The sequence below is a fragment of the Bacillus sp. JJ634 genome (assembly GCF_036962285.1).
GTDB lineage: Bacteria > Bacillota > Bacilli > Bacillales > DSM-1321 > Peribacillus > Peribacillus asahii_A.
This window is the reverse complement of sequence record NZ_JBALMU010000184.1, coordinates 1-16,645: the sequence shown is the minus strand read 5'-3', so window position 1 is coordinate 16,645 and position 16,645 is coordinate 1. Positions and strand designations below refer to the sequence as shown.

Sequence of the window (16,645 nt, the reverse complement as noted above, 5' to 3'; positions counted from 1 at the left end):
ATGCAAAGGAATAAAACCTTAAACATGGATCCTGTTATTGTAGAGGAATCTATTAAGAAGAAAAAGAAAAAACCTCGGTATTTTGAACCGCAAAAACCAATACCTAAAAGCTTATATTTTAAATTAACTATGAGTAGTTTCATCTTATTGCTTGGTATATGGTCTTTATTAACCTACACAAATATCGTAGATCCACTGTTTTTACCTACACCTACAAGTATTATAACCTCTGGTATCACTCTTTTTACACAATTTAATTTCATAAATGATATTTTCGTAACGTGTTATCGAGTATTTTTAGGGTTTGGGTTAGCGTTACTAATTGGTATCCCGCTTGGTATCTTTATGGGAACTTATAAAGTAGTAGAAGCCTTTTTTGAACCTATCATTTCATTTGTACGTTATATGCCTGTTTCGGCATTTATTCCCCTCTTCATCTTATGGATTGGTGTAGGTGAATTAGAAAAAGTATCTGTCATCTTTTTCGGCAGCGTCTTTTCTATCGTATTGATGGTTGCTGTGGAAGTTAGTGGTGTTCGTCGTGAATTACTAGAAGCTGCATATACACTAGGGTCTTCCAATGTAGGTGTACTACGATCTGTTATATTGCCAGCATCTATGCCCGGCATTTTAGATGCGATCCGCCTTGTTTTAGGATGGGCTTGGTCCTATATCATTGTTGCTGAATTAATTGCCACTGCCTCAGGTATTGGTAGTGTCATCATTGAATCACAAAGGATGTTCCGAATTGGTAATATCATTTTTGGGATATTAACAATTGGAATGCTCGGACTACTCTCGGATGTAATCCTGAAATCGATTGGCAAGAAAATGTTTTCTTGGAATTACGGAAGGTGAGGGAATAATATGGAGCTTTTAGTAAATGTAAAAGATGTTAAAAAAGTGTATGGAGGAAATGGTAAGAAACCTGATGTCCTCGCTGTAGATACCATTAATTTGAAGATAATGAGAAATGAATTTATTACGATTTTGGGACCTTCTGGTTGTGGGAAATCGACATTATTACGAATGATTGGAGGATTAGAAGAGCAAACAGAGGGGACGATTTACTGGCAAGGCGGAGAAATTATTGGACCTTCTGCTAATCGTGGGATGGTGTTTCAGGCTTATTCCTTGTTTCCATGGTTGAATATAGAGGAGAACATTCAATATGGTTTGAAAATTAAAGGGATGGATTCTAAGGAAAGAAAAGAAATTACCAATCGATATATTGAATTAGTAGGCTTACAAGGTTTTGAGCATCATTATCCAAAACAATTATCAGGAGGGATGCAGCAACGTGTAGCTATTGCTCGTGCCCTTGCCAATGATCCTGAAATCTTATTACTAGATGAACCATTTGGGGCACTAGATAATCAAACGAGATTGATTATGCAAGAGTTGCTTCTTGAAATATGGGAGAAAACACATAAAACAATTTTATTTATTACACATGATGTAGAAGAAGCGATTTTTCTTGGTAGTCGTGTTATCACCATGACATCGAGACCAGGAAAAATTAAAGCAGATATTCCAATAAATTTAGCGCATCCTCGTTCCTATAAAATCAAAACAGAAAAAGAATTTCTTGTTTTGAAAGAACAATTAACAGAATTAATTCGCGGGGAAAGTTTAAAAGCAATGGAATTAGAAATTAAATAATGAGGAGGAATACAAATGGTAATGAAAGAGGATTTTATGGTTGAATTTAATCAAATAAAAGATGAGCTTAAGGAACATGCACGCGTGCGTGCTTTGGAATTCTGGACAAGGGAAGACCTTACGCACGAAGAAGTATTTGAGGCTATTAGGGAGAGAGATTGGCTTGAAATGCAGTATGTTATATTTCTTGGAACAGAAATCATTAAATACTGGAATGAGTTTGATCGAGAAATTGTTACAGCGTTATGTAGACATATGCTAGAAGAAGCAAATCATTATGAAATTCTTAGCCGTGTTATAGAAAAGCATGGTTATGAAGCGCCTGTCGCTACTTCAGAAGTGAACAAGGGGTGGGAAAAGATACATTGGAAGGCACTTGAGAAAGATGCAGTCTGTGCGATTGCTGTTTGGAATTGCTCGGAGACATCCACGACTACTACACATGATATCGTGATTGAAAATTGTAGAAGGATTGGTTTGGATGACTTGGCGAAATGTTATGAAAAGATTAAGAGAGATGAAAATTTCCATGTGGGATTAGGAGAAACCATCATTGATAAATATATGGTCACAAAAGAACAAATTATAAACGCAACGGAAGGGATTCGTAAATTTCGAGATGAAATGATGGGTTTTTATAATGATATCTATGAGGTTAGCAATCAAAATGTTTAATAAATTCGCAATATTTAGATGAAGGGTTCCGTACGTTGGAGCTCTTTTTAAGAAATGGCAAATTAGCAAAAGGAGAAATGTGTATGTCGAATGTTACGTATTTAAATCCTGAAACGTTTGAGAATGTGGATGCAGAACGTAAACATCGGAAAGAAAGACTTGCAGGTGCTTTTCGTTTATTTTCTAAATTTGGTTTTAGTGAAGGTGTCGCTGGACATATTACTGTACGAGATCCGAAATACACAGACCATTTTTGGGTAAATCCGTATGGGAAACATTTCAGTGAGATTACTGTATCGAATTTGATTCTTGTAAATGAAAAGGGGGATATTGTAGAAGGAGAGAAATCATTAAACGGAGCAGCATTTGCTATTCATTCTGAAATTCATAAAGCTAGACCAGATGTCATAGCGGCAGCACATGCCCATTCTTTGTATGGAAAAACGTGGGCTTCTTTTGGGAGATTATTAGACCCAATCTCCCAAGATGCTTGTCAGTTTTATAATGATCACGCGGTCTTTGATGACTATACGGGATTAGTGTATGAAACGGAAGAGGGAAAACGTATTGCCAAAACATTAGGAAACTATAAAGCACTTATACTGAGAAATCACGGTTTACTTACAGTAGGACAATCTGTTGATTCAGCTGCTTGGTGGTTTATTACAATGGAACGTTTGTGTCAATCGCAAATATTAGCAGAATCAGTTCAAAAACCAATATTAATTGATGAAAAAAGTGCTTTAAGAGCTGCTGAGCAGACAGGAACAGAGTATGAAGGATGGCTTAATTTTCAACCTTTATGGAACAAAATTGTGAAGGAGGAGCCTGATTTATTGCTGTAATGCCGACTTCATAATAATAAAAAGGTATTATATACTTTTAATATTTTTTACTTATTAGTGTAGTTTTAATTGTTTTCTATATTTTGGTATAATGTTCTTAATGAGAAGGCTTCTTTCTGAATGTATGTTGGCAATATTCTTATACATTCAGGATAGATTGCCTTTCTAATTATCATTACGATAAAGAGTATTGATATACATAGTTATTAGGGGAGGGGGGAGAACATTGATTACAAGAGCTGGTATAATTGGTCCATCTAGCACAGTAAAAATGGTAGTAGAAATTGCGCAGGAATATAAGGAACGTTTACAGATCATTCCTTTTATGTATAAGAATCCAGAAGAAACAACGTCTATAATAGAACAAAATCAAAGTGTGGTGGATCTTTGGGTACTTGGTGGACCCGTTCTTTATCCTTTTGTAAAAGAAAGTGGTTCTAACCAGCCTTTTTTCTTTCTTCAATTAGATGGTGCTAGTTTGACAAAGACAATGATTGAAATCAGTTATAATAATCAGCGGCATTTACAAAATATGAGTATAGATATTATCCCTAAACGTGATGTTTATGAGACTTTTGAAGATCTTAATTTGCAGAGTCAATCTATTTACTCTAAGGAATTTCATAAGGATATGCCAATAGAAGAGTTACTGGACTTCCATAGGCAATTATTTAACGAAAATAAAGTAGATATTTGTTTAACGTGTTTATATGCTATATTTGAAAAATTACAATCGGAAGGTATACCTTCATACTGGATTACGCCTACACGTACTAATATCCGTGAAACGTTGACAAATGCCATTCACCATTGGGAAACAAAATATTTTAAAGAATCCCAAATTTCCATTATTTTGATTAAGGTTAATGATGGAGAAGAAAAGGAGAATTTTGCATTATCTTATAATCAGCATCGATTAAATTTGCAAATACAGTCAGTCATTGTTAATTTTTCTGAATCTCTTTCAGGTTCAATTGTGAATCTTGGAATTGGTACCTTTATTATTTTTTCAACGAGAGGATCTTTACAAAGGTCACCAGAACATGTAGTTGATTTATTGGAGAAAATCTCATTGGTGACCGATTATCCCGCAAATATTGGTATTGGGTATGGTGATACAGCGTTGGCAGCGGAAAAGCATGCCAGAATCGCATTGAAAAATGCACAAAAATATGCTCCTTTTTGTGCATTTCTTGTTGATGATAGAGGAATGATAGAAGGACCTCTTCAAGAACAGAAAAGCATCTCTTTTGGTTATAGAGTAGAAGATAGAGGAATGAGTGAAAAACTTAAACAATGTGGAGTGACGGTTACTACATTTAATAAGATATTGTCAGTGCAAAAAAGAGCAGGTAATCATTCTATAACAGCATCACTTCTTTCAGAATGGCTAAAAATGACGCCAAGGAATGCAAGACGTATACTTAATAGTTTAGTAGAACAAGATATAGCCGAAATAGTTGGAGAAGAAGCACCGGTATCGAAAGGACGACCACGAAAGATATATAGAGTGAATAGTATGTAGGCTAAAGCTTTTTATATACTTTGTAATACGCATTGACAGATACACTAAGTAAGTTCAAAGAATTTGATGGATGAATTGGAAGGCTGCGAATGTGCTTATGGAAGGAACGGAGGACACCTAAAACAAGAGTAAGAAAATTCACAGGTTTAGATGTAATAGGTTATCAATCATATGAATAGGGAAATGTTCGTAAGAAATACTGGAGAGTTTTAGAAACTTCAATCTCACACAGAAACCTCGATCACTCTTATTGAAGTTATCGAGGTTTCAAAAGTTTAGATTCAAAATATGAACAATTGCGTCATATTTAAGAGGTCATTAATTTCCTGCTCCTTTAAGTGCTAATTTAATTCCTTGTTTAAGGACACCTATCATCGCTTCTCGTTCAAGTAAGAGTCGTTGTGCTTGCTGAACAGAGATTTCTTGAAAGGATAAGATATCACCTGGTTTTAATTGAGCGATGAGCGGCAGGTCGACTGATGCGACTTCACCGATTCGCGGATAGTCGCCTGTTGTTTGATGATCGGCCATTAAAAGAATTAGGCGGCCATTAGGAGGAACTTGAATCGAACCAAATGTAACGGGTTCAGACAAATATTCTTTTGGCTCTGCTAATGATAGAGGAGTTCCTTTTAAACGATAGCCCATACGATCTGAGTTCATGGAAATGGTAAAAGGTTTCGTGAAAAATTGTTCTTGGCTATCTCGTGCAAATTGTGAAAAATGTTTTCCTTTCATAATAAAAACGGTATGTTTCTTATTAAAATGCGGGATACATTCATAAGAAATATGCCATTTTAATGGAAGGTGGTTTTTCGTCGTCATGCAAGTAGATCGTTCGATAAGTTTGGTTATGTAAGGAGAGGGAGAATAGCTTGATAATTGGTCGCCGCTTTGAACGGCGCGTCCTTGTACACCTCCTATTCGTGCTTTTAAAAAAGTGGAGCGACTGCCCATTACTTTTGCAACATGAATCCCTCCTGCAATGGCTAAATAGGCGCGACAGCCATTTTTACAAAAACCAAATGAAAGCTTACTGCCTTTGCGAATAAAAATCGGTCGCCATAACGGCAACGGTTCATTATCAATGGTTGGAGACAAATCCGCTCCACAAATAGAGATGAATGTATCGTCCTCGAAAAGGATGGCAGGCCCAATAAGGGTCATTTCTAGTGTTGCTTGCTGTTCATCGTTTCCAACTAGGAGATTGGCGATTCGGTGGGCAAATGTATCCATCGCTCCAGAAACGCTGACCCCGTATTGCTGATAGCCGTGACGTCCTAAATCTTGTATTGTCGTTAACATGCCAGACCTGATAATGGTAAACATCGTTTTATACAGCTCCTTATCCTCATTATCTACCCCTTTTTGTTTCGTAAATTGGTGTATTCTGCTTCTGAAATTGGTACAAAACGTATTTGATCGCCGCTTTTCAGTAAAGACGGTGGTTCGGCATTTTCAAGAAATAGTGCAAGCGGTGTCTGACCGATTATCTGCCAGTCCCCAGGTGAATCGAGCGGATATACGCCCGTTTGCTCACCGCCGATTCCAATAGAGCCTGCTGGAACAAACAGACGCGGGCTCGTACGTCGAGGGCTATGAAGTTTTTGATTTAATTCACCTAAATAAGGGAAACCAGGAGCGAAGCCAATCATATAGACGGTGTATGTACGCTCAGAATGAAGTTGGATGACTTCTTTTGGCGTCAGCTTTGTGTACTGCGCCACATCAAGTAAATCCGGTCCTAGCTGCCCCCCATAACAAACAGGGATATCGATTTGTTTAACTTTCTTCGTTGTGTGAGGAGGAGTTTTTTTGAAAAGGCTGTTTATTTCCTCACAAACGATTTCATAAGGAGAACGCTTTGCTCCGTATTGTTTTTGTACAATTAGCGGGTTATATAGGACGGTGAGTGTTATCATGGCTGGGATATACTCAATCAGCCAATCAGGTTTGAGGTGCTCTAATGTTTGTGCAAGTTGATGTAGTTTTTGCCATTGTGCAACGTGTAGCTCAGATTCTAATTCAATTGTGACTGCTTGATCGCCCAACGGATAAATGGAATAGGTCATTTTTTCACCTCCAAATTGTATAGAATGGTTATATAAGAATTTATTCAAGTTCAGCTGGTTGTAATACTGATAGTGAGAGGAAGTTTGAGTACATTGGTTTCTGAATAAACACACAGTTCAATGAATTTGCAACGAGGTAAACTTTTGCTAGAATAAGGACAGCTAAATATTTTAGGAGTGTTGTGTTGTGAATCACAGGTTATCGAATAGTATATGTTATATACCGCCCAAGGGTGATTTTATTACTTTTGAGAACGAGGAAGCTTATATTGCAAAAGGTATTGAGTGGAAATTGTTCACAGAACGTTCAGTTAAGAAAGAACTTGTGTATAAATCAAACGGTTATCAAGCAAGGGTCAAGCTAGTTGGGTATGAAGAGTATGGCGGCAGTACACAAACTATCGTGGTGGAGTTTGAAGATGGCAGCCTTGGCTGTATTCATCCTGCCTATTTAAAGGAAATGCAAAGCGCTAGTTTTGGAAAAGACTCATTTATAGAAGAGGCGACAACGGCAACAGATTCCCATGCAGAACAAGCAGAGGTAAAGTCCGACAAGAAGTCTAAATCTAAGGCTAAAAAAGAGCCGGCACAACCGAAACTTGTGTTGCCTGAAGATAAGGTTCATTTCACCGCAACGGTTAAAGAATTCACAGCGAAAATGAATCATTTTACCGGAGAAGAAGATGAAGTCATTCTTCTTGAACATGTCAAAATAGAAGGCGAACAGGAGCTGGAAATTGGAGATGCTTGGTGCAGCTATAGCAAAACGTTAAAAAAACTGGAATTAGCAGAAGGGGACAGCCTTGAATTCGATGGTAAAATTGTTGATAAAAAGTTTGACAAAGCGATTCGTTATAAAATAAATAATCCATCAAAGCTGAAAAAAACAACAACATCCTAATTGGGAGTTTAAGGGGGAATAGGGCAATGAAACTTCGTGTTTCTGCAGTACAGTATCATTTACATACGATTAGCTCATTTGAGGAATTTGCTAAGCAATGTGAGCATTATGTAAAGACAGCTCAAGAGTTTGAAGCAGAATTTGTTTTATTTCCTGAGTTTTTTACGACTCAACTATTATCAATTGGTAATGAACAAGGACAAGGCTTAACGATTCAAGATTTACCAAGTTTCACGGAGAAATATCACGCACTGTTTAGTCAGCTTGCACAAGAAACAGGGATGCATATTATTGGAGGCACTCACGTTATTGAACGAGAAGGGTGTTTGTATAATGTAGCTCATTTATTTTATCCAGATGGTCGGATTGCGGGGCAAGCGAAGCTTCATAGTACACCGACTGAAGTGCATGAATGGAATATGCATAAAGGTGATAAGTTGAATGTGTTTGATACGGATAAAGGACGGATTGCGATTTTAACATGCTATGATATTGAATTCCCGGAAATTGTAAGAATGGCAAGGGCGAAAGGAGCCGATGTCATCTTCTGTCCATCTTGTACAGATGATCGTCATGGCTTCCATCGCGTTCGTTATACAGCGCATGCTCGTACAATTGAAAATCAAGTGTATGTTGTCACGACTGGAACAGTCGGTTCGCTTCCGACGGTTGACTTTATGCGTGCCAATATCGGTCAGGCAGCGGTCATTACACCTAATGATATTCCATTCCCGCCAAAAGGAATTTTATGTGAAGGTGAGCTGAACCATGACATGATTATTACGGCTGACCTTGATTTAGACTTATTATATCAAGTTCGTGAGAAAGGTTCCGTGACAACATGGCGAGATCGCCGCACGGATTTATATCCTGATTGGGAGACATCCGATTAATAATGGCATACTATAGCGAGTTTTTTGTGTTCGATCAACAGAAGCCACGGCGTGCCGTTTTACGGAATTATACAGAAGCGGATTTTGATGAATTAATCAAAGTTCAATCGGAGTGCTTTCCGCCTCCTTTTCCAGAGGAACTATGGTGGAATCGTGAGCAGTTAAACAATCATATTACACTCTTTCCAGAAGGAGCTATCTGTGTGGAAGTAAACGGACAATTAGCTGGTTCACTTACGACTCTTTGCGTGGATTTTGATCCAGCTCATCCTACGCATTCCTGGTCTGAGATAACGGATGATGGGTATATTCGTAATCATCAAGGCAACGGAGATACACTGTATGTTGTCGATATTAGTATTCGACCAAAGTATCGAAAGTTTGGACTTGGAAAATGGATGATGCTGGCGATGTATCAGCTTGTTATTGAGAAGAAGCTTGATCGCTTATTAGGTGGTGGCCGAATACCTGGATTTAAGCAGGTTTCCGGCAGGATGACAGCGAAAGAATATGTAGAAAAAGTTTTGTCTGGTGAGCTAAATGATCCAGTCATTAGCTTTTTATTAAAATGTGGCCGAACGCCCATAGCTGTTGTTGAAAACTATTTGGAAGATGATGAATCACAAAATTATGGCGTGTTGATGGAATGGAAAAATCCGTTTAAATAATGATGGCTAGTGTAAATGAGGATAGCTGTTATGTTTTTCATCATTGGTAATTAAGTATTTTTATATAAAGCTAGGTCCTACTGGATCTAGCTTTTAACTTTTTACCGATTTTCATGATGATAACTACTTTTTATATGTTTTGGTAAAAATACTTTTAAAGATAATGATAATGATATATGTATTCAGAGTATTCTTATATATTAATAGAATGTGTTTTTTTGAAAAATACATTTGTGTTTTTATGAGTTGTTTATTATTATAAAATAGGAAAACGGTTGCGCGTAGTAATCTTGCTAATAAATCGAGAATTAATTAAGAAGCTAGTATAGAGAAGTATAGCCGTTAATTTGTATTCGAAGGAGTCAATCATGTCAAACAAAGAATTAAAGAGAGGATTAGAGGCACGTCATATTCAGATGATTGCTTTGGGCGGTACCATTGGTGTGGGCTTATTTATGGGCTCAGCTAGTACAATTAAATGGACCGGACCATCTGTCATGCTAGCTTATGCTGTCGCTGGTCTTTTTATATTTTTCATTATGCGCTCAATGGGGGAAATGCTTTATTTAGAGCCTACTACGGGTTCATTTGCAACCTTTGCGAGCAATTATATTCATCCTTTAGCAGGGTATATGACTGCGTGGAGTAATTGGTTCCAATGGGTAATTGTCGGAATGTCTGAGATTATTGCTGTTGGGATGTATATGAAGTATTGGTTCCCCGACTTACCTGCATGGATACCAGGCGTGATTGCCATGGGTATTCTAGGAGCTGCAAACCTCATTTCTGTAAAATCCTTCGGAGAATTTGAATTTTGGTTTGCACTCATTAAAATTGTAACAATTGTACTACTGATTGTTGCTGGTTTTGGCTTAATCTTCTTCGGATTAGGAAATAACGGCCAGGCGATTGGATTATCAAATCTTTGGGAAAATGGCGGCTTCTTTACAGGAGGATGGACAGGCTTCTTTTTTGCACTTTCTCTTGTTATAGCAGCCTATCAAGGGGTTGAACTAATCGGGATCACTGCGGGTGAAGCGAAAGATCCACAGAAGACTATAACAAAAGCAATTCAAACCATTATATGGCGTATTTTAGTCTTTTATATTGGTGCCATTTTTGTTATTGTAACAGTCTATCCTTGGGATCAATTGGGTGAACTCGGCAGCCCCTTTGTTTCAACGTTTGCTAAAGTTGGAATTACTGCAGCTGCAGGTATCATTAACTTTGTCGTCATCACAGCAGCAATGTCGGGATGTAACAGTGGGATTTTCAGCGCAGGACGTATGCTTTATACGCTAGCAATGAACGGTCAAGCTCCTAAAATTTTTGCGAAAGTATCTAAGAATGGCATCCCAGCCTATTGTACGATTGCTGTCCTGATAGGTTTAGCTATTGGTGTTGTCTTGAATTATCTTGCTCCGCCAGAAATCTTTGTCTATGTTTATAGTGCCAGCGTTCTGCCTGGAATGATTCCATGGTTTGTGATACTGATTAGTCAGCTTAGATTCAGAAAGGCAAAAGCTGCTGAGATGGGTAGCCATCCATTTAAAATGCCTTTTGCCCCTTATAGTAACTATGCGACAATTGCATTTTTACTAATCGTGCTAGTTGGGATGTGGTTTAACCCTAGCACTCGTCTATCTCTTATTGTTGGAATCGTTTTCCTAGCTCTTGTTGTAGCAAGTTATTACATGTTAAAAATGGACAAGCGAGTACCATTAGAAGTTAAACCGGATGATAATATTTCTAAATGATAACAAGCTGACGTCATTTCGGTAAAAGAGTCCGTAATACAAGTGATTCTGTTATAAGGGATTAAAGCCCTGTCATTTAATTCAAGGAAACATAATAGTTGCAATCATCATTCAAGCGAGGTTGCAAACGTAATGTTTGTTAAAATAGAAGTAAATAGGAAAGAGAGCTCAGTCTTTAAAGACTGAGCTCTCCTTGTGTTATGAAATGGCTGTTTCAGGCTAAAGATAATGGCTAGTATATACACATAAAATCATCTTACATTTCTAGGATTCTTTCTATCAAAACTACCAATCTTTGGGGAGTGGCGGGAACGTGGAATTAATTCCCGCTAAAAATGATTGAAAATTAGAAATTTGCATTCTTTAGTTTTTTATATAAACTTGTTAATATAGAAGTTAACTATTATACCAATCATAGGAGTGAACAATCATGAGTGTACACAAGGCTATCACGTTACATGCCCAAAAACAAAATCAAGATTTCACTAAATTTACTCGTTTAGACCAACAACGGGAAGAGTATATTCAAGAGGCTATAGATTTATGTAAAGCAGGAAAGAACTTTACAACAGACAAAATTAATGAAGTCACTTTGCAAATTAATGTGCTTGCAAATGAGAGATTTATCCCTACTCGTAAACTCGTTACGTCCGAAATGGTTCGTGTTTATGTCGAGTCATTGAACTAACCAATCCCATGGCTAAAAAGCCATGGGATTCTTTCTCGCAAACATCTTTCCCTCATAGAAAGAGGCAGGGGGAGGGACATATAGAAATTAGATTCCATGCTGTTCACAATATTCATTAATTAGCTGTTCAATTTGATTAAGCTCTGGATATTTCCCGGAAAAGGAAAATTTCACTTCTTCAACAAACGCCCCTTCATTATATACGTGAATTGCCCCATTTTGCTCGATTACACTATACTCGGGTTCAAATCTATATCCATTCCGTTCTATAGCACCCATCTGTAAAAAGCATCTCCTTAAAACGCAATTTATTCACTGTTATTATTATTTCACGTTCTAGCTTGTAATAATCTAGAAGTTTTATTTTTCTTTTATGGATTTAACTAATCAACAAATTCTAAATGGCCTTTTTCTAATGTTGCTGGTTTCTTCAAACTTTCAACAGGAAAAATAAATGTCCATGGCATACTAGTTTCTCGTTGAATGACTAGTGATGGAAGGATAAAGATATGCTCTGCGATGATTTCTTTATTTTCAATATAACGTAGTTTTTTATTATGGAATAAAAGTACTTGTTGGCTAAAATTATGGACAAGTACGGTAATTAATAGTTCTCCTTTATGATTAGTGGCTTGCCATAAAGGGGTTAGTTGCATATTAGCAGGATTGGATAAGCTCGTTTCGGAATGAATTTCCTCAATTCTTTTACGATCTTTAAGGGATAAGGTTTTATCCCATGATGGTTCAAACTGAAGCTTTTGCATGTACGGACACCTCTTCTTTTAAACTAACCTTATTTTAACATAGGGGTTGCTTCAAAAAGGCAGCCATAGTTTTAACTTATTACATCAATAATCACTAGGCTAGTCATGTTAGAGTGCTTAGCTCAGTCTTTATAATAAGGCTTAGTTTTCAGATAGTCTAGCCTCCAAAAACGCGAAGGAGGCTGGCGGTTATCTATAAAGAAAGAAAAGATTTGGTTTAATGAATGAAAGATTGTTGGAAATTTCCTATAACAAAAGGGTTTCATGGTTATTAGCGTCGATTGTCGACTCATATTTACATGTTAGATTTTATCCTCAAATGATCCTTTAACTCGTGGAAATACAGCTTCATTATGGGCATTTAATAAGGCTTTTGCTTTTTCGATTTCATTTGAAGATAGATATTCTACGAAAGCTTTATGTTCATTTAGTGAATGGGTTATTACATCTGTTCCTAATAGGGAAAATGTTTGTAATGAGATGAGCGGAGATCCTAATCGATCATACATATTCCGAAACGTTTCACTTTCACTTGCTAGTATCAATTGAAAATGAAATTCATAATTTAGTTGTGCATACTCTCTTTTGTTCATATCTTCTTTGTCCATCTTAGCAAGGATGCCTCGCATCTTCTGAACACACGTTTCTCTTGATTTTTCGGTCAGCTTATCTATACACATTAATTCCAAAACATTTCTGATTTTTAAAATATCGGACATTTCTTCACGAGAAAAACCTTTAACTATTGTCCCTTTTCGTGGGATTTTTTTAACGATTCCTTCTAATGATAAAAGATAGAATGCTTCACGTACTGGAGCTCTACTAGTGCCAAATAGCTGAGAGTACTCAGCTTCTATTAATTTATCTCCTTCCTTAATTTTCCCTTTCATAATATCTTCTATGATACTTTCTTTTATTAACTTGGGAAGAGCGTTATCAAGCATTTTTGATGTAGTCATATGATCAGTCCCTCTAAAAGTATTTTGTTTTCATAGGTAGTAGACATAATTTTTTTATGATTTATCATATACTATAACTCAATTATTCGATTTTTTAAAATATTTAATTGGAATTTTTTGAAAAATAAATTGACAAATAATGTTAATTTAGTTTAAGGTTACAATAACATAAAATTGTCGACAATCAACATTTTTATTGTTTTAATGAAAAATTAATCATTTAAGGAGGTTTAAAGACATGAAGCCACTTCAAAATTTAAGAGTATTAGATTTGACAAGGATTTTAAGCGGGCCATATTGTACAATGACTCTTGCTGATATGGGAGCAGATGTGATTAAAATTGAATCTCCTCAAGGTGATGATACACGTGCTTGGGGTCCTCCTTTTATTGGGAGTGAAAGTACTTATTTTCTTAGCGTGAATCGTAATAAAAAAAGTTTGGTACTAAACCTAAAAACTTCTGAAGGAAAAGAGATATTTTTGGATCTCGTTAAATCTTCCGATGTTGTAGTAGAGAACTTTCGTCCAGGCACATTAGATAAATTAGGGATTGGTTATGATGTACTGAAGAAAATTAATGAGAAAATTATACTTGCCTCTATTTCTGGTTTTGGACAAACGGGACCTTATGCCAAACGACCTGGTTACGACGTGATTGCGCAAGGCATGGGGGGATTGATGTCTGTCAATGGAGAACCTGATGGTCCGCCTTTGAAAGCTGGATATTCTTTTGCTGATGTAGGTACCGGAATGTGGGCTTTAATTGGTATATTGCTAGCATTGCATGTAAGAAACAGCACGGCAAAAGGACAATGGATTGATACATCGCTCATGGATACAATGATCTCTTGGCAAACTTATTTGGCGACGAGCTTTTTTGCTACAGGAAATAATCCAAAGCCGATGGGGAATGCTCATCCTAGTATTTGTCCATATCAAACCTTTCCAGCAAAGGATGGTTATTTTAATATTGGGGTAGGTAATGATCATCAATGGAAGATTCTTTGCGAAATTATGGATCTTGATATTGCTGATGATTCTCGATTCTTTACTAACGAGAAAAGGGTAATAAACCGCGATCAATTAATACCTATATTAGAAGAAGTATTTAGGACACAATCTTATAAGTATTGGGTCAATTTACTTGATGAGTTTGGTATCCCAGCTGGTCCTGTGTACCAACTTTCCGAATTATATGCCGATCCTCATATATTAGATAGGGACATGTTACTTTCAGTACAACACCCAACACTGGGAGAAATTAAACAGATAGGGATTCCTGTTAAACTTTCAGATACACCAGGTGAGGTGAGAACTCCACCTCCTTTATTAGGGGAACATTCTTATGATATTTTGCAAGATTTAGGATATAGTAGAGACTACATCAATCAATTGTTTGAAAAGGGGATTTCTAGATGTGTAAATCCAGTTAGTGAAAATGCTGAAAGGGAATTTAAGAAATAAATATTTATATCACTAATTAAATAGTCGACAATCTACACTTATAAATAGAGAAATTTTGATTTAGATGAGCAGGAAAAAACGTAGATTAATAGAAGTATTTAATAAAATTCATGATGTTCTAAAATGCAAACGCTTTCAAATCTATCTGTACAGTGCAACCAAACTGAACATTCGTATGTGCAATACACCAATGTAGCTCATGCTTGAAACTTATTAGATTTAGGGAGGAAACATTCTATGAGCATTGAAATCGTAGCAATTCTGGTACTTTTAATCATGTTCATCATTGGATCTGTGCTTCCGATTAATATTGGAGTGTTTGGTTTTGTTGCCGCTTTTATCATTGGCGTAGTCGTTAGCGGGCTTAGCGTTGATGACCTCTTTAGTGTATTTCCTGCAGATTTATTCGTTCTACTTGCTGGAGTCACTTTCTTATTCGCTATTGTGCAAAAAAATGGCACAATTGACTTGATTAGTCGATGGGGTCTCCTTTTAGTTAGGGGTAATCTTGGGTTGATACCATGGGTTATGTTCGCATTAGGAGCTATTTTGACAAGTATCGGTACTTCAGCAATTGCTGTCGCCTCTATATTACTTCCCATTGCGTTACGACTTGCTGCTCAATATAAGATTAATTCCCTTATGATGGGGTTAATGCTTCTTATAGGAGTGACTGCAGGCGGCTTTTCTCCTCTTCATCTTTTCGGTGTAATTGTCAATGGTATGATGGATTCTCAAAATATTCCGCATTCACCAGTTATGCTTTTCTTAAATACTTTTATCTTTTGTGTAATTGTAGGGATTATCATATTCATTATTTTTGGCGGCTTGCGTTCATTTATTAAGAAAGATTCTGCTCAAATATATACAGCTGCTACAGTAGAAGGTGTTCATTTAAATGAAAATAATCTTCCTGAGGAAGATCCTAAAAAATCAGAAGATAAATTGACTTGGTATAAGGGATTTACACTTCTTGGAATAGCCCTTTTAGTTATTTTAGCTCTTGGATACAATGTAAACATGGGATTTGCAGCGTTTGGGGTAGGACTTGCTTTATCATTAATGGCTCCGAAAAGACAAGAAGGTGTCCTACAGAGTATGCCTTGGCCAATTATTCTTATGGTAACGGGGATTGTCACTTATGTAGGAGTACTAGAACAAATAGGTGCCATTGATTATATGACAAAGTTAATAGCTAGTATGAATAATTCTATAATGGCAGCTCTTGCGGCATCCTATATTGGAGGAGTTATCTCATCTTTTGCTTCCACAACAGGTTTCTTAGCAGCTATTATTCCACTTGCTATTCCAATTTTACAGGATCCTGCGGTTTCATCAATCGGAGTCGTTTCATCTATCTCAATTGCATCGAGTATTGTTGACATAAGTCCTTTCTCTACCAATGGAGCAATGATGCTTGCAAATGCACAAGGGATAAAGCAAAATGAGTTTTTTAGAAAACTTTTAATTGTATCTGCTTGTTTTGTGGCTTTCGGACCAGGGCTTGCTTGGCTCATATTCGTAGTAATTGGAACACCTTGGTAGTACAAAACTATAAAACGAATAATGGACATATACAAAAAAGTCCATCATTCGTTTTTTTATTTTTACATATATTATGATAGAAAATCTGATGTAATAAATAAAAGATAAGGACACTTAATCATTAATATGGGCTGTATGTATGGATTGTATTGCTGAACTCTATGTTGCCAGAACAGCTAGTGTATTTTTAAGTTTGTAAATTAAGTTTAATTATGTAGTGCCTATG

General features: G+C 36.6%; 17 protein-coding genes. 12 read left to right on the top strand and 5 right to left on the bottom strand.

Annotation, left to right across the window (positions count from 1 at the left end):
- The 5 genes from V7068_RS21230 to V7068_RS21210 form a co-directional block, all read left to right on the top strand.
- A partial coding sequence (locus V7068_RS21230; RefSeq protein ID WP_499714446.1) for an ABC transporter permease occupies positions 1-858 on the top strand: 858 nt, incomplete at its 5' end.
- 9 nt (positions 859-867) lie between these two features.
- Positions 868-1,662: an ABC transporter ATP-binding protein gene (locus V7068_RS21225; RefSeq protein ID WP_499714445.1), complete on the top strand. Its 795-nt coding sequence runs from the start codon at positions 868-870 to the stop codon at positions 1,660-1,662.
- Between the two features lie 15 nt (positions 1,663-1,677).
- A complete protein-coding gene (locus tag V7068_RS21220; RefSeq protein ID WP_499714444.1) occupies positions 1,678-2,337 on the top strand; it encodes a hypothetical protein in 660 nt (219 codons plus the stop codon).
- Positions 2,338-2,420: 83 nt separating this feature from the next.
- Positions 2,421-3,182 carry a class II aldolase/adducin family protein gene (locus V7068_RS21215; RefSeq protein WP_499714443.1) on the top strand — a complete coding sequence of 254 codons (762 nt, stop codon included), beginning with the start codon at positions 2,421-2,423 and terminating at the stop codon, positions 3,180-3,182.
- 226 nt (positions 3,183-3,408) lie between these two features.
- Complete coding sequence (locus V7068_RS21210; protein WP_499714442.1) at positions 3,409-4,707, top strand: helix-turn-helix domain-containing protein; 1,299 nt, start codon at positions 3,409-3,411, stop codon at positions 4,705-4,707.
- Between the two features lie 318 nt (positions 4,708-5,025).
- Here V7068_RS21210 and V7068_RS21205 read toward each other — a convergent pair whose 3' ends face one another.
- Positions 5,026-6,036: a 5-oxoprolinase subunit C family protein gene (locus tag V7068_RS21205; RefSeq protein WP_499714441.1), complete on the bottom strand. Its 1,011-nt coding sequence runs from the start codon at positions 6,034-6,036 to the stop codon at positions 5,026-5,028.
- Positions 6,037-6,065: 29 nt separating this feature from the next.
- Positions 6,066-6,779, bottom strand: a complete 714-nt coding sequence (gene pxpB, locus V7068_RS21200) for a 5-oxoprolinase subunit PxpB (protein ID WP_499714440.1) — start codon at positions 6,777-6,779, stop codon at positions 6,066-6,068.
- Between the two features lie 187 nt (positions 6,780-6,966).
- Here pxpB and V7068_RS21195 point away from each other — a divergent pair, with 187 nt between their 5' ends.
- The 5 genes from V7068_RS21195 to V7068_RS21175 all read left to right on the top strand — a co-directional run bounded on the left by V7068_RS21195 (position 6,967) and on the right by V7068_RS21175 (position 11,686).
- Positions 6,967-7,680, top strand: a complete 714-nt coding sequence (locus V7068_RS21195) for a hypothetical protein (protein ID WP_499714439.1) — start codon at positions 6,967-6,969, stop codon at positions 7,678-7,680.
- Between the two features lie 26 nt (positions 7,681-7,706).
- Positions 7,707-8,573, top strand: a complete 867-nt coding sequence (locus tag V7068_RS21190) for a carbon-nitrogen hydrolase family protein (protein WP_499714438.1) — start codon at positions 7,707-7,709, stop codon at positions 8,571-8,573.
- 2 nt (positions 8,574-8,575) lie between these two features.
- The gene (locus V7068_RS21185; protein WP_499714437.1) at positions 8,576-9,241 is read left to right on the top strand and encodes a GNAT family N-acetyltransferase; all 666 of its coding nucleotides are present in this window, start codon (positions 8,576-8,578) and stop codon (positions 9,239-9,241) included.
- A 368-nt stretch (positions 9,242-9,609) separates the two neighbouring features.
- Complete coding sequence (locus V7068_RS21180) at positions 9,610-10,998, top strand: amino acid permease (RefSeq protein WP_499714436.1); 1,389 nt, start codon at positions 9,610-9,612, stop codon at positions 10,996-10,998.
- Between the two features lie 430 nt (positions 10,999-11,428).
- Positions 11,429-11,686: a DUF2533 family protein gene (locus V7068_RS21175; protein WP_499714435.1), complete on the top strand. Its 258-nt coding sequence runs from the start codon at positions 11,429-11,431 to the stop codon at positions 11,684-11,686.
- An 87-nt stretch (positions 11,687-11,773) separates the two neighbouring features.
- On the opposite strand, the gene V7068_RS21170 is transcribed toward V7068_RS21175, so the two are convergent.
- From V7068_RS21170 to V7068_RS21160, 3 genes are all read right to left on the bottom strand, one after another.
- Positions 11,774-11,965, bottom strand: a complete 192-nt coding sequence (locus V7068_RS21170) for a YbxH family protein (RefSeq protein ID WP_499714434.1) — start codon at positions 11,963-11,965, stop codon at positions 11,774-11,776.
- A 104-nt stretch (positions 11,966-12,069) separates the two neighbouring features.
- Positions 12,070-12,450, bottom strand: coding sequence for an SLAP domain-containing protein (locus V7068_RS21165; protein ID WP_499714433.1), 381 nt, complete (start codon positions 12,448-12,450; stop codon positions 12,070-12,072).
- A gap of 302 nt (positions 12,451-12,752) precedes the next feature.
- A complete protein-coding gene (locus tag V7068_RS21160; RefSeq protein WP_499714432.1) occupies positions 12,753-13,409 on the bottom strand; it encodes a GntR family transcriptional regulator in 657 nt (218 codons plus the stop codon).
- 238 nt (positions 13,410-13,647) lie between these two features.
- Between V7068_RS21160 and V7068_RS21155 the strand changes: the two genes are divergently transcribed.
- Positions 13,648-14,874, top strand: coding sequence for a CaiB/BaiF CoA transferase family protein (locus V7068_RS21155; protein ID WP_499714431.1), 1,227 nt, complete (start codon positions 13,648-13,650; stop codon positions 14,872-14,874).
- Positions 14,875-15,111: 237 nt separating this feature from the next.
- Positions 15,112-16,419 carry an SLC13 family permease gene (locus tag V7068_RS21150; protein ID WP_499714430.1) on the top strand — a complete coding sequence of 436 codons (1,308 nt, stop codon included), beginning with the start codon at positions 15,112-15,114 and terminating at the stop codon, positions 16,417-16,419.
- Positions 16,420-16,645: the final 226 nt, after the last annotated feature.

Excerpts from the sequence above, each read along its gene's own strand:
- V7068_RS21185 (WP_499714437.1), top strand. The coding sequence starts at position 8,576 with ATGGCATACTATAGCGAGTTTTTTGTGTTCGATCAACAGAAGCCACGG.
- V7068_RS21175 (WP_499714435.1), top strand. The coding sequence starts at position 11,429 with ATGAGTGTACACAAGGCTATCACGTTACATGCCCAAAAACAAAATCAA.
- V7068_RS21165 (WP_499714433.1), bottom strand. The coding sequence starts at position 12,450 with ATGCAAAAGCTTCAGTTTGAACCATCATGGGATAAAACCTTATCCCTT.
- V7068_RS21160 (WP_499714432.1), bottom strand. The coding sequence starts at position 13,409 with ATGACTACATCAAAAATGCTTGATAACGCTCTTCCCAAGTTAATAAAA.
- pxpB (WP_499714440.1), bottom strand. The coding sequence starts at position 6,779 with ATGACCTATTCCATTTATCCGTTGGGCGATCAAGCAGTCACAATTGAA.
- V7068_RS21180 (WP_499714436.1), top strand. The coding sequence starts at position 9,610 with ATGTCAAACAAAGAATTAAAGAGAGGATTAGAGGCACGTCATATTCAG.
- V7068_RS21170 (WP_499714434.1), bottom strand. The coding sequence starts at position 11,965 with ATGGGTGCTATAGAACGGAATGGATATAGATTTGAACCCGAGTATAGT.
- V7068_RS21205 (WP_499714441.1), bottom strand. The coding sequence starts at position 6,036 with ATGTTTACCATTATCAGGTCTGGCATGTTAACGACAATACAAGATTTA.
- V7068_RS21215 (WP_499714443.1), top strand. The coding sequence starts at position 2,421 with ATGTCGAATGTTACGTATTTAAATCCTGAAACGTTTGAGAATGTGGAT.
- V7068_RS21150 (WP_499714430.1), top strand. The coding sequence starts at position 15,112 with ATGAGCATTGAAATCGTAGCAATTCTGGTACTTTTAATCATGTTCATC.
- V7068_RS21155 (WP_499714431.1), top strand. The coding sequence starts at position 13,648 with ATGAAGCCACTTCAAAATTTAAGAGTATTAGATTTGACAAGGATTTTA.
- V7068_RS21225 (WP_499714445.1), top strand. The coding sequence starts at position 868 with ATGGAGCTTTTAGTAAATGTAAAAGATGTTAAAAAAGTGTATGGAGGA.
- V7068_RS21220 (WP_499714444.1), top strand. The coding sequence starts at position 1,678 with ATGGTAATGAAAGAGGATTTTATGGTTGAATTTAATCAAATAAAAGAT.
- V7068_RS21190 (WP_499714438.1), top strand. The coding sequence starts at position 7,707 with ATGAAACTTCGTGTTTCTGCAGTACAGTATCATTTACATACGATTAGC.